Below are 25326 nucleotides of genomic sequence, written 5' to 3'. Positions count from 1 at the left end.
TGGCTGGGGGTCAGCGTGCCGCCTTCTTGGCGGTCTTGGTGGCAGTCTTGGCAGCGGTCTTGGCAGCCGTCTTTTGAGCTGCCGCCTTCTTGGCTGCGGCCTTCTTCACAGGGGCCTTCTCAGCGGCCTGCTTCGCGGCGGGCTTGCCGGCTGCCTTGTTGGCCGGGGCCTTGGGCGCGGGCGCAGCGGGCACCTTCTCGGCGGCTGGCTTGGCGGATTTTTTCGGGGCCTGAGGCGCCGCAGCGGTCACCATGGCAGCGGGCAGTTGTGCCAGGCCGGCGCGCAGCACCTCGTCAACGAATGCATTGAGCGTTACCTGACGGGCCGAGGCCAGGTCACCCAGGCGCGCCACGAGCTCCTTGTTGAGCTTGACGGCGAATGGCACCAGGCCAGCTGCTTGGTCCAGCTTGCGCTGTTCACGGCGATCAGGCAAGGCGGCCCCTTGCGCAAAGCGGCTGGGCACACCAGCGTGCTGCATCTGGCCCTGGATCTTGAGATTCAGGTTCTTGGCGAGGTCGGTTCGTTTCAGGCTCATGCGAAAACAGGGGGCGTGGTGACCCCAGGGGCGACAATGTCACAAACGTGGTGGGCGCGCATCTGAAGACGTCGCTCACCAAATCATGACATTGTGCCTGCAGCCACCCATCGGCGCAGCATGGCGCGACGCCGGTTTTCCCTGAGGCCAGCGCCGGTTTCCCCCGCATCACCTTCCCCATGACCCGTCTCCAGCAGATCACCTTCCCGCTTCGCAGCGAATTCATCACCCTCGACAGCCTGATCAAGGCCTGTGGCCTGGCCAACAGCGGGGGGCAGGCCAAGGCCATGGTGGCCGATGGCCTGGTGCAGGTCGATGGGCAGCAAGAGCTGCGCAAGACAGCCAAGATCCGGGCCGGCCAGGTGGTGAGCATGCCGGGTGCGCGCATCCGGGTCGAAGCCGTCGAGGCGGACGGGCCAGGCGAGGCTGACGCCAGCGACGCGGGCTGAGCACACTCAACCGAGACGCGTTAAACAATTCCCTGTGTCCTCGTTTGGCACAGGGGAATGGCCCGATGCGGACCAGGGTTTCCCTGGGGCAGGATCTTCGGCGGCCCTCACAAGGGGCCCGAACCAACGGAGAACCCCCATGTCCCAGACGACGTCCCGCATCCACGAGCAAGACCTGCCCAAGACCCCGGCCAACCACGCCCCCTTCACCCCGCTGAGCTTCCTGGAGCGCACGGCGGCCGTCTACCCGGACCGACTCGCCATCGTGCACGGCAGCCTGCGCCAGACCTGGTCGCAAACCCACGACCGGTGCCGCCGACTCGCCAGCGCCCTGCGCCAACGCGGCATCGCCATCGGCGACACGGTGGCGGTGATGCTGCCCAACACGCCTCCCATGGTCGAAGCCCACTTCGGCATCCCCATGGCCGGCGCGGTGCTCAACACACTCAACACCCGGCTTGACCCCGAGGCCATCGCCTTCATGCTCGACCACGGCGAGGCCAAGGCCATCGTGGTCGACCCCGAATTCAGCGGCACCATCGCCGCCGCGCTCAAGCTGCGCACGCGCCCCGAACCCATCCTGGTGATCGACACAGAAGACGCGCTGTTCACTGGCAAGGCCGAGCGCATCGGCAGCCTGACGTACGAGCAATTGCTGACCGAGGGCGATGCCAACTTCGACTGGCACATGCCCGAAGACGAGTGGAACGCCATCAGCCTGAACTACACCTCGGGCACCACCGGCAACCCCAAGGGCGTGGTCTACCACCACCGGGGCGCGGCCATGAACGCTGTCTCCAACATCCTCGAATGGGACATGCCCAAGCACGCCACCTACCTGTGGACGCTGCCCATGTTCCACTGCAACGGCTGGTGCTTCCCGTGGACGGTGGCGGCGCGCGCGGCCGTCAACGTTTGCCTGCGCCGCGTGGACCCCAAGGCCATTTTCGATGCCATCCGCACGCATGGCGTGACCCACTATTGCGGCGCGCCCATCGTGCACGCGGCCATGGTGGCGGCACCGGCCGAACTCAAACAAGGCATCACGCACCAGGTCAAGGCCATGGTGGCCGGCGCCGCGCCACCCGCGGCCATGATCGAAGGCATGGAGCAAATGGGCTTCGACCTCACCCATGTCTATGGTCTCACCGAGATCTATGGGCCGGCGGCGGTGTGCGTCAAGCACGCCGAGTGGGACCTGCTCGACGTGGGCGAGCGCGCCCGCCTGAACGCTCGCCAGGGCGTGAACTACCACCTGCAACGCGGCATCGCCGTGATGGACCCTTTGAGCATGCAGCCCGTGCCCGCCGACGGCGAAACCATGGGCGAGATCATGTTCCGCGGCAACATCACGATGAAGGGTTACCTCAAGAACCCCAAGGCCACCGAAGAGGCCTTCCGTGGCGGCTGGTTCCACACCGGCGACCTGGCCGTGATGTACCCCGACGGCTACGTCAAGATCAAGGACCGCAGCAAGGACATCATCATCTCGGGCGGCGAGAACATCTCGTCCATCGAGGTCGAAGACGTGCTCTACCGCCACCCCGCCGTGATGGCCGCGGCCGTCGTCGCCAAGCCCGACGAGAAGTGGGGCGAGACGCCCTGCGCCTTCATCGAGCTCAAGGCCGGCGCCCAGGTCACGGCCGAAGACATCGTCCAGCACTGCCGTCAGCACCTCGCTGGCTTCAAGATCCCGCGCGCGGTGGTGTTCGGTGAGCTGCCCAAGACGTCGACCGGCAAGATCCAGAAGTTCGAGCTGCGCAAACAGGCCGGCTCGGCGGCCGCGATCGACGTCTGAGCCAGGGCCGACCCGTTCGGCCCGACGTGACACGAGCGTGACTGCGGCGTCAACGCCACGGTCTGTCGCCGCCCGTCAACAAAACGGGCGGCCATCGTTCACCCCCTGAAATCACCGGCGTTTGCGCCCCTTGCGCCGCCGAAAACCCGTGATGACCCTCACGAACCCCCACCGACACTTGTAACATCATGTTGGTTTCACGGGAGGTTGCAGGTCTGGGCCTGGGCGCGACCGTGCCACCGCTCACGCTCACCCCAGACGGAGTCACGTTGCATGCCCGCTGCCGCCCTGCCCCGGGACGAAGACCTGAGACTGGCTGTGCTCGACAGCCTGGGTCTGCTGGAGATCGGCCAGGACGACGCCTTGCAACGCCTGAGCACCACCATCGCCGAGGTGCTCGATGTGCCGGTGTGCGTGATCACGCTGCTCGACCGCGACACGCTGTGGTTCAAGGCCCACCATGGCACCCGGCACACGCATTGGCGGCGAGAGCAGAGCCTGTGCGCGCACGTGATCGCCAGCGGTCGCCCCATCCTCGCGCACGACCTGCGGCTCGACGAGCGCTTCGCGGACCTCGAGCTCGTCACCCAGCGCATGCCGCCCTTGCGCTTTTACGCCGGCATGCCGCTGGTGTTTGAAGATCAGGTGGTGGGCACCGTGGCCGTGCTCGACCAGCGCCCCCGTCATGATTTCGACGAGCGCAAGCTGGCCCAACTCGCGCGCTTCACGGAGCTTGCACACGACCAGTTGCAGCAGCGCCGCGAAGGCCAGCTCAGTCGCCAGGAACGCACCCTGTTTGCCGAGGGCCCCGTCGGCGCTGTGGTGTGGGACACCGGCACGCCACCGCGCGCCACCTACCTGTCTGCCAACCTCGACGCGCTGCTGGGCGACCACCTGGCGCGCGAGTTGCGCAGCGGTCGCCCCTTCGAGACCATCGTTCACCCCGATGACCAGGAGCTGTGGCGCACCGGCCTGAGCAGCCACCAGGTCGGCGAGCTGCCCGAGCTGGAAATCAGCTACAGGCTGCAGACCAGCGGCCGGCACCCACGCTGGATCAACCAGGTCACCCAGGCCGACCGAGACGAACACGGCCGACTGCGCCGCATCCGTGGCTACCTGTTCGACCTCACGCGACAAAAGCAGCTCGAGTCCTCGATCGAATCGACGAAAGAGCGCCTCTACCTCGCGCTCGAATCGGCCCGCATCGGCACCTGGGACCTCAACCTCGCCACGCAAGAGCGCCTGCTCAACACACGCGCCGCGGCCATGCTGGGCTACCGAGAAGACGAGCTCGAGCACAGCCAGCTGGCCTGGATGGACCTGGTGCACCCGCACGACCGCATGGCCATCGAACGCGCCAGCGAGCGCTACCGCGACCGGGACAACGACGTCGTCATGGTCGAGTACCGCATCCGCCACAAGCGCGGTCACCACGTCTGGGTGCGCAGCCACGGCCGGGTGGTCGAACACGACCGCCGAGGCGAGCCGCGCCGGGTGGTCGGCACCCTCATCGACATCACCGAGGACAAACAAAAGGAAGGCCTGCGCAACCGCCAGCGCCAGCTGCTGGACCTGCTCAACCAGGCGCAAACCTCCTTCCTGCTCAACCGCAGCGTGCAGGAGGCCTGCGAAGCGCTGTTCGAGCCCCTGCTGCGCATCAGCGACTGCCACTTCGGCTTCATCGGCGTCGTGCAGCGCGACACCCAGGGCAGGCCCTACCTGCGCATCCCCACGCTGTCCGACAACGAATGGCGCGACACGCTCACCGACCCGCTGGTGGACACCCCACGCCGCGAATCGGCCGTGTTGCGCGCGCTCGACAGCTGCTTCGGCCAGGCGGTCACGACCAACGAGGTGGTGCTGATCAACCACCCGGTGCGACACCCCTTGGCCGGCGAGTTGCCCCAGCACCGCGCCGAGCTGCGCAACTTCCTGGGCCTGCCCATCCGTTTCGATCACCAGGTGGTGGGCATGATCGGACTGGGCAACCGCCCGGAAGATTTCGACGAGACCCTGGTGCAGTTGCTCGAACCCCTGGTGGTGACGCTGGGCACGCTCTTTCACGCCCGCGAGCAGGAGACCGCCCGCGAAGCCGCCGAGGCCGAGCTCATGCGCCTGGCCAGCCGCGACACGCTCACGGGCCTGGCCAACCGTCGCCAGTTCTTCGACGTGGCCGATGCGGGCCTGGCCCAAACGCGCCGCTACGGCAGCCCGCTGACCGTGGCCTTGATGGACCTGGACCACTTCAAGCACATCAACGACACGCATGGCCACGCGGCTGGTGACGCCGTGCTCAAGGTCTTTGCAGAGGTGCTGCGGGAGTCACTGCGCGACAGCGACACGGCCGCTCGCATCGGCGGCGAAGAGTTCGCGGTGCTGCTGAGCAACACGCCGCAGGACGAGGCCATGCATGCGCTGGAGCGCGTGCGCGCCTCGCTGGACGTGCGCCTCATCGAGGTTGGCGCGCACAGCATTCGCGCCACCGTGAGCATCGGTGCCGTGCAATGGCGCCCAGAGCACCACGGCATCGACGCCATGATGGCCCAGGCCGACGAGGCCCTCTACACGGCCAAGCGCCTGGGCCGCAACCGCATCCACCTGCACCGCCACGACCTGGACCCCGGCACCACCCCACCCGCACCGCGCGCGGCGAACGACGCGGCTTGAGTTACCGTAACGGCCTGGCGCAACCCGCGCCGACCCAGCCCCGGAAACGACCATGAACCTGTTCACCGCGCTGCACAGCGCCTGGCCCGTCACGCGCCAGGACGCCGCCATCCTGACCGAGCGAGGCACCTGGAGCTGGGACGACCTGGACCGCGCCACGGCCATGGTGGCCAACCTGTTGGAGAGCCTGCACCTGCCGCAGCGCAACGGTCACCCGCCCATCGTGGCCGCGCACGTGGACAAGTCGGTCGAGTCGCTGGTGCTGTACCTGGCCACCTTGCGCTGCGGCGCCGTCTTCCTGCCACTGAACCCGGCCTACCGCTCGGCCGAGCTGGGCTACTTCCTGGAAGACGCCCGCCCCGCCGTGCTGGTGTGCCGCCCCGAAGACCAGGAATGGGTGATCCCGCTGGCCGCGCACGGGCAGGTCGGCCACCTCTTCACGCTGGGCACGCAAGGCAATGGCAGCTTGCTGACCCACGCCGGCCTGCACAGCGATGTGCACGAACCTGCGAGCCGCCATGAAGGCGACCTGGCCGCCATCCTCTACACCTCGGGCACCACCGGCCGCAGCAAAGGCGCCATGCTCACGCACGGCAACCTGCTGAGCAACGCGCGCACCCTGCTGCGCCACTGGGACTGGCGCCACGACGACTGCCTGGTCCATGCCCTGCCCATCTTCCACATCCACGGCCTGTTCGTGGCCTGCCACTGCGCGCTGCTCTCGGGCACGCCCATGCGCTGGCTCGATGCGTTCCAGCCGGCGCAAGTGCTCCAGCACATCGCCGATCGCAGCGCGCCGCAGGCCACGCTCTTCATGGGCGTGCCCACCATGTATGGCCGCCTGCTCGCGCAAGCGCAGCTCAACCATGAAACGGTGCAAGGCATGCGCCTGTTCATCAGCGGCTCGGCGCCCTTGCTGCCCGCCGCCTTCGAAGCCTTCCAGGCGCGCACCGGCCACACCATCCTCGAGCGCTACGGCATGAGCGAGACCGGCATGCTGTGCTCCAACCCCTGCCGCAGCCGCGAAGGCACGCGCATGGCGGGCAGCGTTGGCAAGCCCCTGCCGGGTACCCAGCTGCGCATCGTCGATGACGAAGGTGCGGCGCTGGCCAAAGGCCAGACCGGCCATGTCGAAGTCCACGGACCCAACGTCTTCGTCGGCTACCTCGGCATGCCGGAGAAGACGGCCGAGGCCTTCACGCCCGACGGCTGGTTCCGCACCGGCGACGTTGGCCGCATCGACGACGATGGCCGCGTGCACCTGGTTGGCCGCGCCAAGGACCTCGTCATCACCGGCGGCCTCAACGTCTACCCGGCCGAGGTGGAAGGCCTGCTCGACCGCCTGCCCGGCGTGACCGAGTCCGCCGTCATTGGTGTGCCCCACCCCGACTTCGGCGAAGGCGTGGTGGCCGTGCTCACCACCCAGCCTGGCCACGTGCTCGACGAGGCCGAGGTGATCCGAGCCATGCGCGAGCAACTCTCGGCCTACAAGTGCCCCAAGCGCATCTTCGTGACCGACGAGCTGCCGCGCAACGCCATGGGCAAGGTGCAGAAGAACCTGCTGCGCCAACGGCATGCCGATGCGTTCGCCGATGAGGCTCAGCCGACACAAGCGCGCACCGGCTCCTGAAGCCAGGCCTGCCAAAATCCCCAGCACCGCCGCACCGGACCCTCGCCAAGAGAAGGGCCGGCGCCACCATGAGGAGAACAACTTGAACACCCCATCGCTGCAAGCACAGGTCAGCCCTGAAGAGTGGCAACTGCGCCTGGACCTCGCCGCCGCCTACCGCCTGGTGGCGCTGCACGGCTGGAGCGACCTGGTCTTCACCCACATCTCGGCGCGCATCCCCGGCCCCGAGCACCACTTCCTCATCAACCCCTACGGGCTGATGTTCGACGAGATCACCGCCTCCAGCCTCGTCAAGGTCGACCAGGACTGCAACAAGCTCTCTGACTCGCCCTTCCCCGTCAACCCGGCCGGCTTCACCATCCACAGCGCCATCCACGCCGTGCGCGAAGACGCGGGCTGCGTGCTGCACACCCACACGCGTGCCGGCGTGGGCGTCTCGGCCCAGCAGGCTGGCGTGCTGCCCATCTCTCAGCAAAGCACCTTCGTGCTGGCTTCGCTGGCCTATCACGACTACGAAGGCGTGGCCTTCCGCGAAGACGAGAAGCCGCGCCTGCAAGCCGACCTGGGCGACAAGAACTTCCTCATGCTGCGCAACCACGGCCTGCTCACCGTGGGCCGCACCATCGCCGACGCCTTCCTGCACATGTACATCTTCGAGAGCACCTGCCAGATTCAGCTGGCCGCGCAAAGCGGCGGTGTGCCACTGACCGAGGTCAACCCGCAAATCGTGCAAGGCGTGGCTCACGCCATGAAGGTGCAGACCGGCGGCATGGGCGGCGCCTTCGTGTGGCCCGCGCTGATCCGCAAGCTCGACCGCGTCGACACGGGCTGGCGCGCATGAACAAGGTCGCCATCCTGGCCGGCATGGTCGCCGGTTCGCTGCTGCTGGGCACGCTGGTGGTGGTCGGCGGCGATCGCATGAAGGCGCCGCCTCATCAGGACAGCCAGACCGCAGGCGCCGAACCCGCTCCTGGCTTGCCCTGGCAGATCGAGGCGCGCTCCGACGGCAGCAGCCGCGTCATGGGCCTGACGCTGTCCAGCGGGCCCGACGCCAGCACGCTGGCCGACGTGCGACGCCTCTTTGGCGCCGAAGTGCAGGTCGCCATCATCGCGGCGCCGGGTGAAGCCGGCTCGCTCGAAGCCTTCGTGGACCCGGCCCAGCTGGGCTTCGTCAGCGGCAAGCTCGTGGTCACGGCGAAACTCGAGAACGACGCGCTCAAAGGCCTGCGCGAACGCGCCCTCAAGAGCGACTTCATGGAGAGCGCCACGCGCAAGTACACGCTGTCGCCCGAAGACGAGGCCCTGGCCCTGAAGGCCCCGATCGCCTCCTTGAGTTTCATCCCGCAGGCGCGCCTGGACGTCGATGCGATCCTGGCCCGCTTCGGTCAACCGGCGCGCCGCGTGAAAAGCAACGGCCACCTGGAGCACTTCCTCTACCCCGACAAGGGACTGGACGTGATCCTCGACTCGGAGGGCAAGGAGCTGCTGCAGTACGTGGCCCCGGCGGCTTTCGAGCGACTGAACGCACCGCTGGCTGCCAGCCAGCCTCCGGCGCCCTGATCGGGGGTCAAACCCGCGTGTCAAACGGGCGTTCGGTCGCCCACCCTCGTGAGAAGCATCACGCCGCCTCGCTTGCCTGCCTGGCTGGCATCGCCACGCGAAGGCAGGCTTGCCTTATCGTCGCTTCATCACCCCGATGGAGACACCCGTGCAGGCACAGCCCCTCCTGTCGCCGACGTCCGCCGAGCCGGCGCCCCTGACCCACGCCCTGACCTGCTGGCAAGGCTGGCAAGACCTCACCGATCGGCTGGAGCCATTGCTCGCAGCCCCGTTTGATCAAGCCCAATTCGGGCCATCCATCGAAACCTGCGCACGCACGGTGCTCAACCTGTGCCAGCAAGACGCCGACGTCGCCATCGCCTTCATGGTGCACGACACCCCTGACAAGCTGCTGCGCTACGGTGTGCTGCATGCGGTGCACACGGCCATGCTGCTGGCCCTGGTCGCCCGTCGCCGCGACTGGAGCCCGACGCTGTCCTTCAGCGCCGTGCAAGCCGGCCTGACGATGAACCTGTCCATCACCGCGCTGCAATCGGCCCTGGCGCTGCAAACCGAGCCCCTGAGCCTGATCCAGCGCGCCGACATCCACGCCCACCCGCAAGCCAGCGTGCAGCGCCTGCGCGAACTGGGGGTCACCGACGAAGACTGGTTGCAGGCCGTGCTGCAGCACCACGAGCAGGCCGATGGCAAGGGCTACCCCGCCGGCATGACCCAGGTCAGCCTGCTGGCCGACGCCTTGCGCACCTGTGACGTCTACAGCGCCAAGATGGCGCCGCGCGTGGGCCGCAGCGTGATGCAGTCGCCCCAGGCTGCCACGCAGATCTTTCGCGAGCGCAGCGCCAACTACTTCGGCGCCACGCTGACGCGCGAGATGGGCCTGTACCCACCCGGCACCCTGGTGCATTTGTCCAGCGGTCAGGAGGCGGTGGCCGTGCGACGCGGCACGGACCTCGGCTTGCCCGTGGTCGTCATCCTGCAAGACACCGGCGACGGGCGGTGGGCCCCCCTGGCCCGCGTGCAGACCCACGACACCAACCTGGCCATCACCATGGTGCACGAGGCCAACGAGTGGGCGCACCGCCTGGACATGCGGCAGGTGCTGGCGCTTTGCTGAAACCCGCCGGCGAGAGCGGCCGTGTCACACCTGACGCCCTCAAGCCCTCAGCGTGACGTCAAGCCCGCCTTGATCTGCGCGATCTCGGCGTCCTTTTCTTCCCACAGGCCATTGATCCAGCGCTGCAGCACCGCGCGGTCGGCCGCCTGCCCCTGGTCGTTCACCAGCAGCTCCTTGGGGATCGGTCGCGTCTGAACCCGGACGATCACCTCCGGGATCCGGCCCGTCATCAGGTCCATGAAGGTCGGCACCCCGCCCGGGTACACGATGGTCACGTCCACCATGCCATCGAACAGCTCGCCCATGGTCTCCAGGGCCATGCCCACGCCACCCGTCTTGGGCTTGAGCAGGTGCCTGTAGGGCGACTTCTGCTGCGCGTGCTTGTCCGGCGTGTGGCGTGTGCCTTCCATGAAGCTGATCACCGAGGTCGGGATGACCTTGAATTTCTCGCAGGCCTTGCGCGCGGTCTCCAGGTCTTTCTGAGCCGAGGCGCCACCACGGCGTTTCATGAAGGGGAAATCGAGCGCCCACCAGGCCAGACCCATGATCGGCACGTAGATCAGCTCGTGCTTGATGAAGAACTTGAGCAGCGGGATCTTGCGGTTGAACACCCATTGCAGCACCAGGATGTCGACCCAACTCTGGTGGTTGCAGCTCACCAGGTACCAGCCGCGGTAACGCAGGCCATCGACGCCCGAGACCTGCCAGCGCGTGCGCCCCACCGCGTTCATCCAGAACTTGTTGACCCCGATCCAGCTCTCGGCGAAGGCGCTGAGCACCGCGTCGATCACGCGGCGCACGACCCGAAAGGGCAGCACCAGCTTGACCAGCGCCAGCGGCAGCAGGAAAGAGATGTGGAACAGCGTGTTGATCAGCAGCACCAGGCTGGCGAACAGGGCCTTGAGGGCATTCATGGGCAAAAGGGGCATCGAGCCCCTCGGTTGAAACACCCGAATTATGTGCACAGATGTGCAGCAATTCGCACGATGCTCCCTGTCGCCGGGCTGTCACACACACCTGTCAAGCTCGCCAGTTGCGTTGCCCACACCCGAAATCCGCCATGGACCAGCCCCTGCCCCCCCTCGACCCCGAACTGCTTCGCCGCCTGCAGGACGACATCCTCGACAGCTACGACGAGGAGCTGGAGCAAGAGCTCGACGACCGATTCATCGACCAGCAGGCCGGGCGCCCCAGCGAGCAGCAGGAACTGCGCCGCCTGTACTTCCGTGAGCTCTTTCGCCTGCAGGGCGAGCTGGTCAAGCTGCAGGACTGGGTGGTGCACACCGGCGAGCGCGTGGTGGTGCTCTTCGAAGGCCGCGACGCCGCAGGCAAGGGCGGCGCCATCAAGCGCATCACCCAGCGCCTGAACCCGCGCGTGTGCCGCGTGGCCGCCCTGCCCGCCCCCAACGACCGCGAAAAAACGCAGTGGTACTTCCAGCGCTACGTGGCCCACCTGCCCGCGGCAGGCGAGATCGTGCTGTTCGACCGCAGCTGGTACAACCGCGCCGGCGTCGAGCGCGTCATGGGTTTTTGCTCCGACGAAGACCTCGAAGAGTTCTTCCGCTCCGTGCCCGAGTTCGAAAAGATGCTGGTGCGCAGCGGCATCCGCGTCATCAAGTACTGGTTCTCCATCTCCGACGAAGAGCAGAGCGCGCGCTTCATTGCCCGCATCAACGACCCGCTCAAGCAGTGGAAGCTCAGCCCCATGGACCTGGAGAGCCGCCGCCGCTGGGAGGACTACACCCGCGCCAAAGAGGTGATGCTCGAGCGCACCCACATCCCCGAGGCGCCCTGGTGGGTGGTGCAGGCCGTCGACAAAAAGCGCGCCCGACTGAACTGCATCCACCACCTGCTGTCGCAGTTCGACTACCACGAGGTCGAGCACGAGCCGGTGCACCTGCCCCCGCGCGAGCGCCGCGAAGACTACATCCGCAACTCGGTGCCCGCCTCGATGCACGTGCCGGACGTTTACTGAGGGCCCACGGTGAACCCGCCTGGTTCACTTGGCCCGGGCACGCATTCGCCAAACGCGTTACGCTGGCGGGTTACACGCCTTTTGCGGAGCCCCCTGTGCTGAGCTGGTTCGAAACCCGAGTCGACCCGTACCCCGAGACGCCCCCCAGTCCCCCACCGAAAGGCTTCATGGCCTTCGTCTGGGCCGGCACCCAGGGCATGCGCCCATGGCTGCTGGCCATGACGCTGCTGACCGCCAGCATCGGCGCCTTCGAAGCCCTGCTCTTCAACATGATGGGCGGCATCGTCGAGCGGCTCTCGAACGTGCCGCCAGGCAAGTTCTGGGAGAACACCGAAGGCCACCTGCTGGCCCTGGCCGCGATCCTCATGGCCAGCCCGCTGATCGTCTGGCTGCACACCACGCTCAAGCACCAGACGCTGGCTGGCAACTTCCCCATGCGCCTGCGCTGGGTCTTTCACCGCCTGATGCTCAGCCAGAGTCTGAGCTTTTATCAGGACGAGTTCGCCGGCCGCGTGGCCGCCAAGGTCATGCAGACCGCGCTGGCCGTGCGCGACACCTGTTTCATCCTGGGTGACATCCTCGTCTTCGTCGTCATCTACTTCTTCACGATGACGGCCGTGGTCGGCGGCTTCGACCTGCTGCTGATGGCTCCCTTCCTGAGCTGGCTGGCGCTCTATGCCCTCGCCGTGCGCTGGTTCGTGCCGCGCCTGAGCCGCGCCGCGCGCAGCCAGGCCGACGCCCGCTCGCTGATGACTGGCCGCGTCACCGACGCCTACACCAACATCACCACCGTCAAGCTGTTCTCGCACGCCAACCGCGAGGCCGGCTACGCCCGCTCGGCCATGCAGGACTTCATGAAAACCGTGCACGGCCAAATGCGCCTGGTCACCGGCTTCGAGGTGGTCAACCACACGCTGAGCATGCTGCTGATCCTGTCGACCTCGGGCGTGGCCCTGTGGCTGTGGACGCAAGGTCAGGTGGGCATCGGCGGCGTGGCGGCGGCCACCGCCATGGCCCTGCGCCTGAACGGCATCTCGCACTGGATGATGTGGGAGATGGCTTCGCTGTTCGAGCACATCGGCACCGTGCAGGACGGCATCAACACGCTCTCCAAGCCCCACACCGTGCTCGACCGCCCCGGCGCACCCGCGCTGAAGGTGAGCCAAGGCGAGGTGCACTTCGACAACTTGCGCTTCAGCTACGGCGGCCAGCGCACCGTCATCGACGGCCTGAACCTGCGCATCCGCCCCGGCGAAAAAATCGGCCTGGTCGGCCGCTCCGGCGCGGGCAAGACCACCATCCTCAACCTGCTGCTGCGCTTCTACGACGTCGAGTCGGGCCGCGTGCTGATCGACGGGCAGGACATCTCGCAGGTGCAGCAAGACAGCGTGCGTGCACAGGTCGGCATGGTCACGCAGGACACCTCCCTGCTGCACCGCTCCGTGCGCGACAACATCCTCTACGGTCGGCCCGACGCCAGCGATGCCGACATGGTCCGCGCGGCCGAACGCGCCGAAGCGATCGACTTCATCCACACGCTGACCGACCCACACGGCCGTCACGGCTTCGAGGCCCACGTGGGCGAGCGCGGCGTCAAGCTCTCCGGCGGGCAACGTCAGCGCATCGCCATCGCCCGCGTCATGCTCAAGGACGCGCCCATCCTGCTGCTCGACGAGGCCACCAGCGCGCTCGACTCCGAGGTCGAGGCCGCCATCCAGGGCAGCCTCTACAAACTCATGGAGGGCAAGACCGTGGTGGCCGTGGCGCACCGCCTGTCCACCATCGCGGCCATGGACCGCCTCATCGTCATGGACCAAGGCCGCATCGTCGAAGAGGGCGACCACGCCTCGCTGCTGGCCAAGGGCGGCTTGTATGCGCGCCTTTGGGCCCACCAAAGTGGTGGCTTCCTCATCGAAGAGGACGACGGCGAACCTGCCCCCCTCGCGGCGGGCGCAGTCTGATCACCAAGGCAAAGGCTCACCGGTGTGGTCCAGGAACCCGCCCGTGTGCCCGGTACCCAGGCCGTCGATGACCGCCAGCAAGCGCTCGGCCGCCTCGGCTGGCGAGCGCACCGTCAGGCCTGTGTGCGAGAAGGGCTGCGACAGCGCCGTGTCGACCGTGCCCGGGTGCAGGGCCACGCAAATGGCCTGCGGGTGGCTTCGAGCGAGCTCGATGGCTGCCGTGCGCACGAACTGGTTGAGCGCGGCCTTGGCAGCGCGGTAGCCCCACCAACCTCCCAGCCGGTTGTCACCGATGCTGCCCACCTTGGCAGACAAGGTCGCGAACACCGCTCGCTGCTGCCTGGGCAACAGCGGCAGGAAGTGCTTCATCAGCAGCGCGGGCCCGGTGGCGTTGACCGCGAACTGGTGGGCCAGGTGAGCCGGATCGAGTTGGCGCCAGCTCTTCTCGGGCATCCAGCCATTGCCATGCAACCAACCGGTCGCATCGATCACCAAGTCCAGCGATCGACCGGTTTCATGCAGGCGTGCCTGCACCGCCTGGGCGCACACCCGCAGCGAGGCTTCGTCCAGCAAGTCGAGCGCTGGCGTTGATTGGCGCGACAAGGCCATGACCTCGGCCTGAGGCCAACGCTGCGCCGCCGCTTCCACAAAGGCCCCCCCCAGCCCACCGCTGGCTCCGATGACGAGCACCAACCCGCGCGGATCGGCGGCGCTGCTCATGCCGACCTCGGCAGGCTCACGCCTTCTGCGATGGCCACGGTCGCCAAAGCCTCCTCCATCATGGCCCGGGCATGGCCAGCGATGCGGTAGAGGTAAGCGTGCAGGGCCACGTCCGCCGGTTGGCGGCTCTCGCAATCGGCGCTGTAGGTCTCGAACTGCCCCAGCAAGGTGATGAGTTCGGCCAGGTGCTTGGGGCATTCGCAGGCCACCTTCGGCATCTGGGCAATCAGCATGACCAGGTCAGCGCTGTCAAAACGCGGCGCGGGCGCCGGGTCAGGCAAGGCTTGCAGGGCCTGGCCCACGCTGAACCACCCTCGCACCGCCTCCAGGACGGTCTGCCTGAATTCATCAGGGTGCAGCGGCGAGCGCCGCAAAACCGCCGCCCGGGCCCGCAAGGCCTCGAGCACCTGAGAGTTGGCAAAACCGTGGATGACGATCATCTGCCTGGCGCCCACGTGCCGCATCAGCCGCCCCAGCCAGTCCACCGACTCCATGTGCACAGAGCCGAGGTCCGCCAGGATCAGGTCGGCCCTCATTTGCTGAGCGGCCATCTCCGAAGCCGCGCTCTCGTCCAACGCACCGATCACCCGCACGCCCTGCAGGCCACGCAGGGACTCCGTCCAGCGGGCGCCCGCGCCATGCCCCACCAACAGCAGCCGCACCTCCTCGGCGCTGGCCGAGCCAGGTGAGCGCACAGGCGTCATGACCTGCCCCGTCGTCACGGCGGCCTCGGCTTGTTCTGCCTCGCTGGCCAGGTCTTGCAGCTGATGGGTTTCCAGCCTGGCCAACATGCTGATGGCGTGGCCCTTGTTCACCATTTGCTTGATCAACACCAAGCGCCGGACATCCTGGCTGGAATACAGTCGGTGTCCGGAGGGCGCCTGAGAGGGGCCCACCACGCTGTAGCGTCGCTCCCACACGCGCAAAGTGGCCACCGGGATGTTCACCATCCTGGCAGCCGCGCTGCTGCGATAACGTGGCAACGTTGCGTCGCCGAGATCTTGTGCTTCAGCCATTTCTAGACTCCGGTCAGTTGAATCAGGTTTGACCCCAACGAAGCTGATTTGACCTCAGACAGGCCAGCACAAACCGGACAAAAATACGTCAAAGGCAGTTCAACGCCTTTTCTTTTCCCCCACCACGGAGAACCCACCATGACCAGTCGCCGTCAATTCATCATGACCATCGTCCCGGCCGCAGCCGCCCTGGGCGCTGTCACCGGCATGACCAGTGCCCACGCCCAGGCCGCCAAGGTCGATGAAAAGGACCCCGCCGCCGTGGGCCTTGGCTACAAGCACGACGCCACCAAGGTCGACGCCAAGAAGTACCCTCAGTACAAGGCCGGCAACAACTGCGCCAACTGCCAGTTCTACCAAGGCAAGGACGCCTGGGGCGTTTGCCCGCTGCTGGGTGGCAAGCAGGTTGCTGGCAAGGGCTGGTGCCAGGCCTGGGCCAAGAAGGCCTGAGGCTCGGTGTTGCGATGGCCGGCCGGCCCCACACCGGCTGGTGAGTCGCAACCAGCAACGACGCCAAAGCAAAAGCCCGTCCGGCTCACGCCGGACGGGCTTTTTCAATGGTGCTGGAGCGGGCGTGGCCAAAGCCACGCTGCGTCATGCCGTCAAACGGCTCAGGCTTGCAGCGGCGTGATGCCGGCAATCGCCCATTCGCGGCCGCCATCGAGCGGTTTGACCAGGTGCCACAGTTCGTTGAACGGCTCGGCGCCCTGGCCCACTTCCTCGCGGATCAGGCCACTGAAGCGCACCGAAGCCACCCACTGGCCGTTTTCCTGGGCCGTGTCGACCAGCTCGGCATCGAGCTGCATGACATCGGTTTGCTGGGCGGACTGGCCACGCTCCTGCAAGTCCAGGCGCAGCGATGCGAACAGCTCCGGCGTGGTGAACTTGCGCAGGTCGTCGAGGTTGGCCTCGTCGTTGGCGGCTTGCAGGCGGATGAAGATCATCTTGGCGATGCGGGTGAAGCCATCGGCGTCAAAGCCTTCAGGGCGGGCAGAAGCTGCAGCCGCGCCGAAGCCGGCAGCCGAGGCGCCGTTCGCCTGACCACCGCCGAAGACCCCATGCGCCTCACGCGCCATGGACGAGCCCATGGCCTGCTGCGACCCGGCCAGACCGGCCGAAGCAGGCGTCCCCTGGAAGGGCGCGCCCGCACCCGCCAGTTGCGGACCGGCCGGCTGCGCACCACGCATGCGGCGCACGACCCAGGCGATGGCAACCATGGCCACCACGCCGAGCAAGGCCATCATCATGAAATTGGCGAGCTCTTCACCAAATCCGAGGTGGCTGGCCAGAGCGGCCAGACCCAAACCTGCGGCCAGGCCGGCGATCGGGCCCATCCAGGAGCGCTTGGCGGGCTGGGCGGCGGCGGGGGCCGCTGCGTTGGCCGGTGCGGCCTGAGCCGGCTTGCCGGCCTGGTTGGGCGTGGCGTTTTGCGCCGGCGGCGAGCTGTCGGCCTGCTTGGCAGGCATCTGACGCTGCATGCCGGAGGCGCGGCCGCTGCCCAGGCGCTTGGCCTCGGACTCGATCGGGGCCACCGACAGGGTGACGCCGGCCAGGGCGACGGCGAAAGAAGCAAAGACACTGGTGATGCGCTGACGGATCATCGTTGGAAAGCCCCTTTCTTGGGCGAATCGGACACATGAACATTGTGCGGCGCAGGCCCATCGCGCGCACGGGCCGCAGGGCCTTGAAACATCGGCTTTACAAAAAACAACCCGCCTACCCTGGGGCAGGCATCGCGGTTTCGGTCATCAAACTGGTCAAGCGGACACGGTGAGCTCCCAACAAGACCCCGCCTGGCCTGGGGGATCCTCACGCCCGCTCGACGCCCACCCAGGCGACAATGTCGGGTTGTCTGCCGACGCCCCACCTGCGTCACCCCCATGCCCCAACTGACCGTCGCCCCGCCCTCCCCTCAGGCCAAACCGCTGAGCAGCTACAAGCCCTTTTGGGCCAAGCGCTTCGGGCCGGCCAAGTTCCTGCCCACCACCCGCGCCGAAATGGATGTGCTGGGCTGGGACAGCTGCGACATCGTCATCGTCTCGGGCGACGCCTACGTCGATCACCCCAGCTTCGGCATGGCCGTCATCGGCCGCATGCTCGAGAACCAGGGCTTTCGCGTGGGCATCATCGCCCAGCCCGACTGGACCAGCGCCGAGCCCTTCAAAGCCCTGGGCAAACCCAACCTGTTCTGGGGCGTGACGGCCGGCAACATGGACTCCATGATCAACCGCTACACGGCTGATCGCAAACTGCGCAGCGACGACGCCTACACCCCCGGCGGCGTGGGTGGCAAACGCCCCGACCGAGCCGCCACCGTCTACTCGCAGCGCTGCCGCGAGGCCTTCCCTGGCGTGCCGGTGGTGCTGGGCGGCATCGAGGCCTCGTTGCGCCGCATCGCCCACTACGACTACTGGTCCGACAAGGTGCGCCGCAGCGTGCTCACCGACAGCAAGGCCGACCTGCTGCTGTATGGCAACGCCGAGCGAGCCATCGTCGAGGTGGCGCACCGCCTGGCCGCGCGCGAGCCCATCGAGCAGATCACCGACGTGCGCGGCACCGCCTTCATCCGCCGCCGCAACGACCCGACGGCCCAGGGCTGGTTCGAGCTCGACTCCACCGAGGTCGACCGCCCAGGCCGCATCGACCAGCACATCAACCCCTACATGGGCATGTCCGAGGCGGCGGCCGAACAGGGCCAAAGCTGCGCGCTGGAAGACGCCGGGGCATTTGACCCGCTCAAGCCCAGCGGCAAAGGCAATCGGCTGGGCAGCGAAGTCAAGCCGATCAAGCTCGTTCCCAATCCGGCGCTCAAGCGAAAGGCAGCCCCGATCGATGCAGCGTTGACAGCCGTCGCCACCGCCGAGGTCGCCGCTGAAAACGCGGCGCCGGTACATGCCCACGCCCACGAAGACGCCGACGAGCTGGAAGCGCCCGCGACCAGCCACCACGACGCCAACGCCAACCGCAGCGGCAAGTTCGTGCTGCCCCCACGTGATCGCACCGTCATCCGCCTGCCTTCCTTCGAAGCCGTGTCGCAAGACGCCGTGCTCTACGCCCACGCCAACCGCGTGCTGCACCTGGAGACCAACCCCGGCAACGCGCGCGCCCTGGTACAGCGCCACGGCGAAGGCCCCGGCGCCCGCGAGGTCTGGATCAACCCGCCGCCCATCCCGCTGACCACACCCGAGATGGACCTGGTGTTCGACCTGCCCTACGCGCGCGCGCCCCACCCCGGTTATGGCGACGACAAAATCCCCGCGTGGGACATGATCCGCTTCAGCGTGAACATCATGCGCGGCTGCTTCGGCGGCTGCACCTTCTGCTCCATCACCGAGCACGAAGGCCGCATCATCCAGAGCCGCTCCGAAGGCTCGGTGCTGCGCGAGATCGAGGCCATCCGCGACCAGGTCAAGGGCTTCACCGGCGTCATATCCGACCTGGGTGGCCCCACGGCCAACATGTACCGCATCGGCTGCAAGTCGCCCGTCATCGAGGCCGCCTGCCGCAAGCCCTCGTGCGTCTACCCGGACATCTGCCCCAACCTCAACACCGACCACGGCCCGCTGATCCGCATGTACCGCCGTGCGCGCGCCCTGCCCGGCATCAAGAAGATCCTGATCGGCTCGGGGCTTCGGTATGACCTGGCCGTGCGCTCACCGGAGTACATCAAAGAGCTGGTGACCCACCACGTCGGCGGCTACCTCAAGATCGCGCCCGAGCACACCGAACAAGGGCCGCTGTCGAAGATGATGAAGCCCGGCATGGGCGCGTACGACCGCTTCAAGGAGCTGTTCGAAAAGTTCAGCGCCGAGGCCGGCAAGAAGCAGTACCTGATCCCCTACTTCATCGCGGCCCACCCGGGCACCACCGACGAAGACATGATGAACCTGGCCATCTGGCTCAAGCGCAACGGCTTCAAGGCCGACCAGGTGCAGACCTTCTACCCCAGCCCCATGGCCACGGCCACCGCCATGTACCACTCGGGGCTCAACACGCTCAAAGGCATCAGCCGCGATGCCCGCAAGGGCGAGCGCGTGGACATCGTCAAGGGCGAGAAGCGCCGTCGCCTGCACAAGGCCTTCCTGCGCTACCACGACCCCAACAACTGGCCGCTGCTGCGCGAAGCCCTGATGGCCATGGGCCGCCGCGACCTGATCGGCAACGGGCCGCACCACCTGATCCCGACCTACCAGCCGGCCACCGACGGTACGTACGAAAGCGCTCGCCGCAAGAACTCGACCAAGGCCGGCACCAAGACCTCGGTGGTGACGGTGGGGCGCGTGGCGCGCGGCGGGTCGAACGAGCCTGCGCCTTCGCGACGCGGGGGCAAGCAGGCGGAACATGACCCGCGGGACCTGCCGCAGGTCAGCTCGCGCAGGCCCAAACCAGGCCAGGTGCTCACGCAGCACACCGGGCTGCCGCCACGGGCTGGCACCGGGCCTGCGCGCAAAAAGCCCAAACCGCGCTGAGGGCAACCAGAACCAGCACCACAGCCCTGGCTCAGGGTGTGAGCGCGCCCCAGCCCCAGACCACGGCCAAGCTCAAAGCGAAAGCGGCACCGATGCCCGTCGCGTAACGCGCGCCCCCTGCCGCCCAGGCAGCGATGGTGCGCGTGCCGGCGTTCACGCTGACGGCCACCAGAGTGCCATGCAGCAGCTCGTCGGCAGACAGCCCGCCACCATCGCGCATGCCCCACAGCGCAGCCACGGGCGCGTGCGCATCGGCAATGGCCGCGATCGCCACCCCGATCAACAAGCCCGTGTCGCTCCAGGCATGGGCCCATTGCACCAGCAGCGCCCCGAGCACCAGCAAGCCGCTGACCTGCAGCGCCTCTTTCAAGCGCAGCACTGGCCCGTCCATGCTCGCCTGCACCAACGCGCCCCCCGACTGGCGTCGCCAAAGAGCCAGCCCGATCACACAAGGCACCGCAGTCCCCATCAGCGCCAGGCTTGCCATCTCGAACACATGATTCGGCGCCAGCACCGCGCCGATCAACCAGGCCTGCAACCAGGTCGCCGCCGTGGACAGCACCCCGCCACACCATGCCAGCCTGAGCGGCACCTCGCCGCTGCGCACCTGGCTGCCCAGGGCGCTGATGGTGGCCGTGCTGGAGACGAAGCCGCCCAGCAGTCCCGCCATCGGCACCCCCGCGCGCGGCCCCAACAGCCGCTGAGCCAGGTGCGATGCGGCCTGCATCGTCAGGATCACCACCACCAGCATGAGCACCCGCCGAGGCGAGAGGTGCCCCAGCCAGCGGATCGGCTCTGCGGGCAACAGGGGCAGCAACACCAACGCCAGCGCAGACAGCAGCAAGCCATCGTGCAACTCGGCTTCGCTGAGCCAGTCGGTCGCGAAACGGTGCAGGCGCGCCTTCAGGGCGAGCACCCCGGCCAGCACCACCGCCAACGCAGCCGCCAGTTCGGGCTGCGGTACCGCCAGCATCCCGATGAGCGTCGTCGCGATCAAGGCCAACTCCGTGGTCAAGCCAGGGTCGTCGGAGCGCGAACGCCAGTAGGACAGACCCGCCAACCCGGACACCGCCACCAGCACCACCGCAGCCACCACCGGCGACAGCACCTGCCCGACCGCCCCGACCAAAGCCGCAACCACGAAGGTGCGCAAACCGGCCGAGTGCCGATCAGCACCCTGCCCCTTGCGGCGCTCGCGCTCGACACCGATCAGCAACCCCGCCCCCAGGGCCACGATCAACCCTGTCTGCACGCCCGACAACGATTCGAGCCCCACCATGCCTTGCCCAGTCCTTTCTCGTGGCCAGCCAACCCACAAACCTCGGGTCCGCCCTGAGTCCAAGTATCCGACGAAGGCATGTCCGCGCCCCGGAAGCACCCTTGCGCTGCCTTAAACTTCACGTTTTACCAGCGCCGCTGTTCATGAACGCCCCTGCCGCCAACGCTTCCGCCTTGTTCGACCTCAAGAGCGCTTCGCTGACGCTGGAAGCCTTCCTGCTGAAAACCGGCAACCTGACGACGCTGGCCCAAGCCCTGCAAGACCGCTTTGGCGCCACGCCCGACCTCTTCGACGGCGAGCCCCTGGTCATCGACCTGACCCACCTGGCCAGCCTCGATGTCGCCATCGACTTCCCGGCCCTGATCAAACTGCTGGGCCAATACAAACTCAAGCCGATCGCCGTGCGCGGCGCCACCCGCAAGCAGGGCGAAGCCGCACGGGCCGCAGGCCTGGTCGAAGCGCCCGACAGCGTGGCCTCGCCCGCCCGCGTCGAAACCATCGAGGTGGTGCGAGAAGTCGTCCGCGAAGTGCGCGTCGAAGTGCCCGTTGAAGTCGAAGTGCCGGTGGCCGCCAGCACCGTGGTGCTCGACAAGCCGCTGCGCTCGGGCCAGCAGTTCTACGCCAAAGGCGGCGACCTGGTCATCACGGCGGTCGTCAACCACGGCGCCGAGGTCATCGCCGACGGCAGCATCCACGTGTATGCGCCCCTGCGCGGCAAGGCCATCGCCGGCGCCAAGGGCAACGCCCAGGCGCGCATCTTCGCCACCGTGATGGAGCCCGAGCTGCTGTCCATCGCCGGCACCTACCGCACCACCGACAACCCGCTGCCCGACAACGTGCGCGGCAAATCGGCGCAGATCCGCCTCGACGGCGACCGCCTGGTGTTCGAACCGATTTCTACCTGATCCACTGAAAGGACCGCCCTCCCATGGCCAAGATCATCGTCGTGACCTCCGGCAAAGGGGGCGTTGGCAAGACGACCACCAGCGCCTCCTTCGCCTCGGGCCTGGCCCTGCGCGGCCACAAGACGGCCGTCATCGACTTCGACGTCGGCCTGCGCAACCTCGACCTGATCATGGGTTGCGAGCGCCGCGTGGTCTACGACCTCATCAACGTCATCCACGGCGAGGCCAACCTCAACCAGGCCCTCATCAAGGACAAGCAGTGCGAGAACCTGTTCATCCTGGCCGCCTCGCAAACGCGTGACAAGGAAGCCCTGACGCAAGAAGGCGTCGAGAAGGTCCTCAAGGACCTGGGTGACATGGGCTTCGAGTACGTCGTCTGCGACTCGCCCGCCGGCATCGAAACCGGTGCGCTCATGGCCATGCACTTCGCCGACGAGGCCGTGGTGGTGACCAACCCCGAGGTCTCCTCGGTTCGCGACTCCGACCGCATCCTGGGCATGCTCAGCAGCAAGACCAAGCGCGCGCAAGAAGGCGGCGAGCCCATCAAGGAGCACCTGCTGATCACCCGCTACAACCCCAACCGGGTCGAAGGCGGGCAGATGCTGTCCCTGGACGACGTCTATGACATCCTCAAGGTCAAGCTGATCGGAGTGATCCCCGAATCGGAGACCGTGCTCAACGCCTCCAACCAGGGCATCCCGACCATCCACATGAAGGGCACCGACGTCGCCGAGGCCTACAGCGACGTCATCGACCGATTCCTGGGCCAGGACAAGCCCCTGCGCTTCATCGACGCCGAGAAGCCCGGGTTCTTCAAGCGCCTGTTCGGAGGCAAGTGAACGCCATGGGATTCCTCTCCTTCTTCCTCGGTGAAAAGAAGCAGACGGCCTCGGTCGCCAAGGAGCGCTTGCAGCTCATCCTGGCGCACGAGCGCAACGGCCGCAGCCACAGCCCCAGCTACCTGCCCGACCTGCAAAAGGAACTGGTGGCCGTGATTTCCAAGTACGTCTCCATCAACCCGGACGACATCAAGGTGGCCATGGAACGCCAGGGCGACCTCGAGGTGCTGGAAGTCAAGATCGAGCTGCCCGAAGCCGGGCGCTGAGCGGCCCGCGCCGCCTGCCCTCGCGACCGCGAAGGCGACTGCGGCCGCCCACGACAAGCTGCCCGCCAGGCGCCCCCAAACCGAAGCCGGCCTGTCTCGCCAGAGAGACGGCCGGCTTCGCGCTTGTTGCAGTGCACAATGCCAACCAGGCAACCATTTTGCGAGGGGCAGGTCACCATGCGCTACGTCGTTTTCAACCAGAAGGGTGGCGTCGGCAAGTCGACGATCGCCTGCAACCTGGCCGCCATCAGCGCAGCCGAAGGCCTGCGCACGCTGTTGGTCGACCTGGACCCGCAGGGCAACTCCAGCCACTACCTGCAAGGCGCGCCCGCCGAGGACGCCAGCCGCAGCGCCGCCGCCTTCTTCGAGCAAACCCTGCGCTTCACGGCCAAGCCCAGCGACATCCACGACCACATCGTCGCCACGCCCTGGGAAAACCTCGACCTGCTGCCCTCGCACCCCTCGCTGGACGAGTTGCACGCCAAACTCGAGTCCCGATACAAAATCTACAAGCTCAGGGACGCGCTGGAGGAAATCGGCCAGACGTACGACAGAATTTACGTCGATACCCCGCCCGCCTTGAATTTCTACACGCGCTCGGCTCTGATTGCGGCGCAAGGTTGCCTGATTCCCTTTGATTGCGATGACTTTTCGCGCCGGGCGCTGTACACCCTGCTGGACAACGTCCAGGAAATTCGCGCCGACCACAACGAGGAGCTGAAGGTTTCCGGCATCGTGGTCAACCAATTTCAACCAAGGGCCACGCTGCCCCAAAAACTGGTCCAGGAATTGATCGACGAAGGCCTGCCCGTGCTGCAACCCTACCTGAGCGCCTCGGTCAAAATCAAAGAATCCCATCAATTGTCACGGCCGATGATCCACCTGGATGCGCGCCACAAACTCAGTCAGGAGCTGGTGGCACTGCACCAGCAACTCAAACCCTGAAAATCACACGTTGCCTGAGGGTGTTGCAACAGGGGCCTCGGTCGCTTTGCGATTCAGCAAATGAGCGATGCGGGGCTCGATGTGTCGATTGACCCACACCCCAACGGCCAACGAGACGACCAGGCACAGCAGAACGCTGACGATGTGCCCTGCAGCGCCGGCCAAACCGCACGCCTGCACGATGCGACAACCAGCGCTGACCACGCCGATGTGAAACAAAAAAGTGGCGTAAGAGGCGTCAGAGCCTCTTCTCACGATCGCAGCCAACCAGCGTTGAACACCCTGGTAGCTGAACGATCGGACGGCAAGGATCAAGCCACAAAAGGCCAGCCCGAACGTCAATTCCTCGGTCACTTTGTCAATGAGGCCCTCCTGCCTGGTCACCAGGGCCACGACAAACCAGGCGCCAGCCCACAGGAACGCAACATCCCGCCGAACTTCCACGCCCCCCAGGAACTGGCCGAGCACGACCCCGAACCAGAAAATCAGCAGCCATTGAGAACCCAGGAACGACAACAACCAGATTTCACTGCCGGCGCCGAGCACATGAATCGCGGGCCAGAACCACAAAAAGCCCCCAAGCAGGAGTCGGCTGCACATGGACAGAGCCACCAGCCCGTAGGCCAGGATCTCGTACTGGAGCACCCAGGCCGGATAAACAATCGGCGCGCCCGTTCCACCGACTTCACTGGGGTTTTGGGGCAACAGCAGCAGGGTCTTGATCACGCCTGAAGCATCGTCAAAAGGCAGGGAGCCGACGACCAAGATCGTCGCCACGCACATGACGCCCAGCGCCAGCCAGTAAAGCGGGAAGATTTTCTTGGCTCGCTTGAGCAGGAAATCCGCGGCCAGCGCGCTGCCTGAGGTGCGCCGCAGGTACAGCGTCGACATGAGGTAGCCACTGAGCACAAAAAACAGCGGCATTCGGATGTGCTCGACCTCGAACAGCCAATCGTGCCATTGCGGCCCGAAATACCTGGGCATGGAGGCCGTTTTGGATGCGTGAAAGACCACCACCATGAGGCAGGCAATCAGTCGGATGGCATCCAGCCCCAGACTTCGTTTGAACATGCTGACCCACCTGAAACTTTTTTGATTGATGTCGGGTGCAGGCGTGACCCTGCCCCATCTCGCGATATTGCCATCCCTTGGGGGATTCGCGATCGATACCATGTAAGCCAAAGATACCTGTTCATGA

The 25326-nt window shown here is 66.7% G+C and carries 22 protein-coding genes; 15 read left to right on the top strand and 7 right to left on the bottom strand.

The window, feature by feature from the left end; translation table 11 throughout:
* Positions 1 to 10: 10 nt before the first annotated feature.
* Positions 11 to 535: a hypothetical protein gene (locus tag ABG80_RS23910; protein ID WP_321166028.1), complete on the bottom strand. Its 525-nt coding sequence runs from the start codon at positions 533 to 535 to the stop codon at positions 11 to 13.
* A 179-nt stretch (positions 536 to 714) separates the two neighbouring features.
* Here ABG80_RS23910 and ABG80_RS03560 point away from each other — a divergent pair, with 179 nt between their 5' ends.
* The 7 genes from ABG80_RS03560 to ABG80_RS03530 all read left to right on the top strand — a co-directional run bounded on the left by ABG80_RS03560 (position 715) and on the right by ABG80_RS03530 (position 9753).
* Positions 715 to 984 (top strand): RNA-binding S4 domain-containing protein, encoded by a 270-nt coding sequence (locus ABG80_RS03560; RefSeq protein ID WP_058086400.1) that lies wholly within the window; start codon positions 715 to 717, stop codon positions 982 to 984.
* A 139-nt stretch (positions 985 to 1123) separates the two neighbouring features.
* Complete coding sequence (locus ABG80_RS03555; RefSeq protein ID WP_058086399.1) at positions 1124 to 2782, top strand: acyl-CoA synthetase; 1659 nt, start codon at positions 1124 to 1126, stop codon at positions 2780 to 2782.
* Positions 2783 to 3055: 273 nt separating this feature from the next.
* Positions 3056 to 5449: a sensor domain-containing diguanylate cyclase gene (locus ABG80_RS03550; protein WP_058086398.1), complete on the top strand. Its 2394-nt coding sequence runs from the start codon at positions 3056 to 3058 to the stop codon at positions 5447 to 5449.
* Positions 5450 to 5501: 52 nt separating this feature from the next.
* Positions 5502 to 7079, top strand: a complete 1578-nt coding sequence (locus ABG80_RS03545; protein ID WP_058086397.1) for an AMP-binding protein — start codon at positions 5502 to 5504, stop codon at positions 7077 to 7079.
* An 82-nt stretch (positions 7080 to 7161) separates the two neighbouring features.
* Complete coding sequence (locus ABG80_RS03540) at positions 7162 to 7920, top strand: class II aldolase/adducin family protein (RefSeq protein WP_058086452.1); 759 nt, start codon at positions 7162 to 7164, stop codon at positions 7918 to 7920.
* Positions 7917 to 8639: a hypothetical protein gene (locus ABG80_RS03535; RefSeq protein WP_058086396.1), complete on the top strand. Its 723-nt coding sequence runs from the start codon at positions 7917 to 7919 to the stop codon at positions 8637 to 8639. The genes ABG80_RS03540 and ABG80_RS03535 overlap by 4 nt, the downstream gene beginning before the upstream one ends.
* A 148-nt stretch (positions 8640 to 8787) precedes the next feature.
* On the top strand, positions 8788 to 9753 hold the full coding sequence (locus ABG80_RS03530) for an HD-GYP domain-containing protein (RefSeq protein ID WP_160322421.1): 966 nt from the start codon (positions 8788 to 8790) through the stop codon (positions 9751 to 9753).
* Positions 9754 to 9800: 47 nt separating this feature from the next.
* Here the strand turns inward: ABG80_RS03530 and ABG80_RS03525 are convergent, their stop codons facing one another.
* Positions 9801 to 10682 carry an acyltransferase gene (locus ABG80_RS03525; protein ID WP_235513737.1) on the bottom strand — a complete coding sequence of 294 codons (882 nt, stop codon included), beginning with the start codon at positions 10680 to 10682 and terminating at the stop codon, positions 9801 to 9803.
* 131 nt (positions 10683 to 10813) lie between these two features.
* Between ABG80_RS03525 and ppk2 the strand changes: the two genes are divergently transcribed.
* Positions 10814 to 11728 carry a polyphosphate kinase 2 gene (gene ppk2 / locus ABG80_RS03520; protein WP_058086393.1) on the top strand — a complete coding sequence of 305 codons (915 nt, stop codon included), beginning with the start codon at positions 10814 to 10816 and terminating at the stop codon, positions 11726 to 11728.
* 95 nt (positions 11729 to 11823) lie between these two features.
* A complete protein-coding gene (locus tag ABG80_RS03515; protein WP_058086392.1) occupies positions 11824 to 13689 on the top strand; it encodes an ABC transporter ATP-binding protein in 1866 nt (621 codons plus the stop codon).
* On the opposite strand, the gene ABG80_RS03510 is transcribed toward ABG80_RS03515, so the two are convergent.
* Positions 13690 to 14409, bottom strand: a complete 720-nt coding sequence (locus tag ABG80_RS03510) for an SDR family NAD(P)-dependent oxidoreductase (protein WP_058086391.1) — start codon at positions 14407 to 14409, stop codon at positions 13690 to 13692.
* Positions 14406 to 15425 carry a MerR family transcriptional regulator gene (locus ABG80_RS03505; protein WP_058086390.1) on the bottom strand — a complete coding sequence of 340 codons (1020 nt, stop codon included), beginning with the start codon at positions 15423 to 15425 and terminating at the stop codon, positions 14406 to 14408. The genes ABG80_RS03510 and ABG80_RS03505 overlap by 4 nt, the downstream gene beginning before the upstream one ends.
* Positions 15426 to 15563: 138 nt before the next feature.
* Here ABG80_RS03505 and ABG80_RS03500 point away from each other — a divergent pair, with 138 nt between their 5' ends.
* A complete protein-coding gene (locus tag ABG80_RS03500; RefSeq protein WP_058086389.1) occupies positions 15564 to 15875 on the top strand; it encodes a high-potential iron-sulfur protein in 312 nt (103 codons plus the stop codon).
* A gap of 161 nt (positions 15876 to 16036) precedes the next feature.
* Here ABG80_RS03500 and ABG80_RS03495 read toward each other — a convergent pair whose 3' ends face one another.
* Positions 16037 to 17026, bottom strand: a complete 990-nt coding sequence (locus tag ABG80_RS03495) for a Tim44 domain-containing protein (RefSeq protein WP_058086388.1) — start codon at positions 17024 to 17026, stop codon at positions 16037 to 16039.
* A gap of 279 nt (positions 17027 to 17305) precedes the next feature.
* Here ABG80_RS03495 and ABG80_RS03490 point away from each other — a divergent pair, with 279 nt between their 5' ends.
* The gene (locus ABG80_RS03490; RefSeq protein ID WP_058086387.1) at positions 17306 to 19894 is read left to right on the top strand and encodes a YgiQ family radical SAM protein; all 2589 of its coding nucleotides are present in this window, start codon (positions 17306 to 17308) and stop codon (positions 19892 to 19894) included.
* Positions 19895 to 19925: 31 nt separating this feature from the next.
* On the opposite strand, the gene ABG80_RS03485 is transcribed toward ABG80_RS03490, so the two are convergent.
* Complete coding sequence (locus ABG80_RS03485) at positions 19926 to 21173, bottom strand: MgtC/SapB family protein (protein WP_058086386.1); 1248 nt, start codon at positions 21171 to 21173, stop codon at positions 19926 to 19928.
* A 143-nt stretch (positions 21174 to 21316) separates the two neighbouring features.
* On the opposite strand from ABG80_RS03485, the gene minC reads away from it, so the two are divergent.
* The 4 genes from minC to ABG80_RS03465 all read left to right on the top strand — a co-directional run bounded on the left by minC (position 21317) and on the right by ABG80_RS03465 (position 24128).
* The gene (gene minC / locus ABG80_RS03480; protein ID WP_058086385.1) at positions 21317 to 22078 is read left to right on the top strand and encodes a septum site-determining protein MinC; all 762 of its coding nucleotides are present in this window, start codon (positions 21317 to 21319) and stop codon (positions 22076 to 22078) included.
* A 23-nt stretch (positions 22079 to 22101) separates the two neighbouring features.
* Positions 22102 to 22917 (top strand): septum site-determining protein MinD, encoded by an 816-nt coding sequence (gene minD / locus ABG80_RS03475; RefSeq protein WP_058086384.1) that lies wholly within the window; start codon positions 22102 to 22104, stop codon positions 22915 to 22917.
* 5 nt (positions 22918 to 22922) lie between these two features.
* A complete protein-coding gene (minE, locus tag ABG80_RS03470; protein ID WP_058086451.1) occupies positions 22923 to 23183 on the top strand; it encodes a cell division topological specificity factor MinE in 261 nt (86 codons plus the stop codon).
* Between the two features lie 177 nt (positions 23184 to 23360).
* A complete protein-coding gene (locus ABG80_RS03465; protein ID WP_058086383.1) occupies positions 23361 to 24128 on the top strand; it encodes a ParA family protein in 768 nt (255 codons plus the stop codon).
* A 3-nt stretch (positions 24129 to 24131) separates the two neighbouring features.
* Here the strand turns inward: ABG80_RS03465 and ABG80_RS03460 are convergent, their stop codons facing one another.
* Entirely contained in the window at positions 24132 to 25301 is a 1170-nt protein-coding gene (locus tag ABG80_RS03460) for an acyltransferase family protein (RefSeq protein ID WP_083505776.1), read from the bottom strand.
* Between the last annotated feature and the right edge of the window lie 25 nt (positions 25302 to 25326).

It is taken from the genome of Aquabacterium parvum (assembly GCF_001447195.1).
Classification (GTDB): domain Bacteria; phylum Pseudomonadota; class Gammaproteobacteria; order Burkholderiales; family Burkholderiaceae_C; genus Aquabacterium; species Aquabacterium parvum.
The sequence above is the reverse complement of the archived record's forward strand: the minus strand, read 5'-3'. Positions and strand labels throughout refer to the sequence as shown.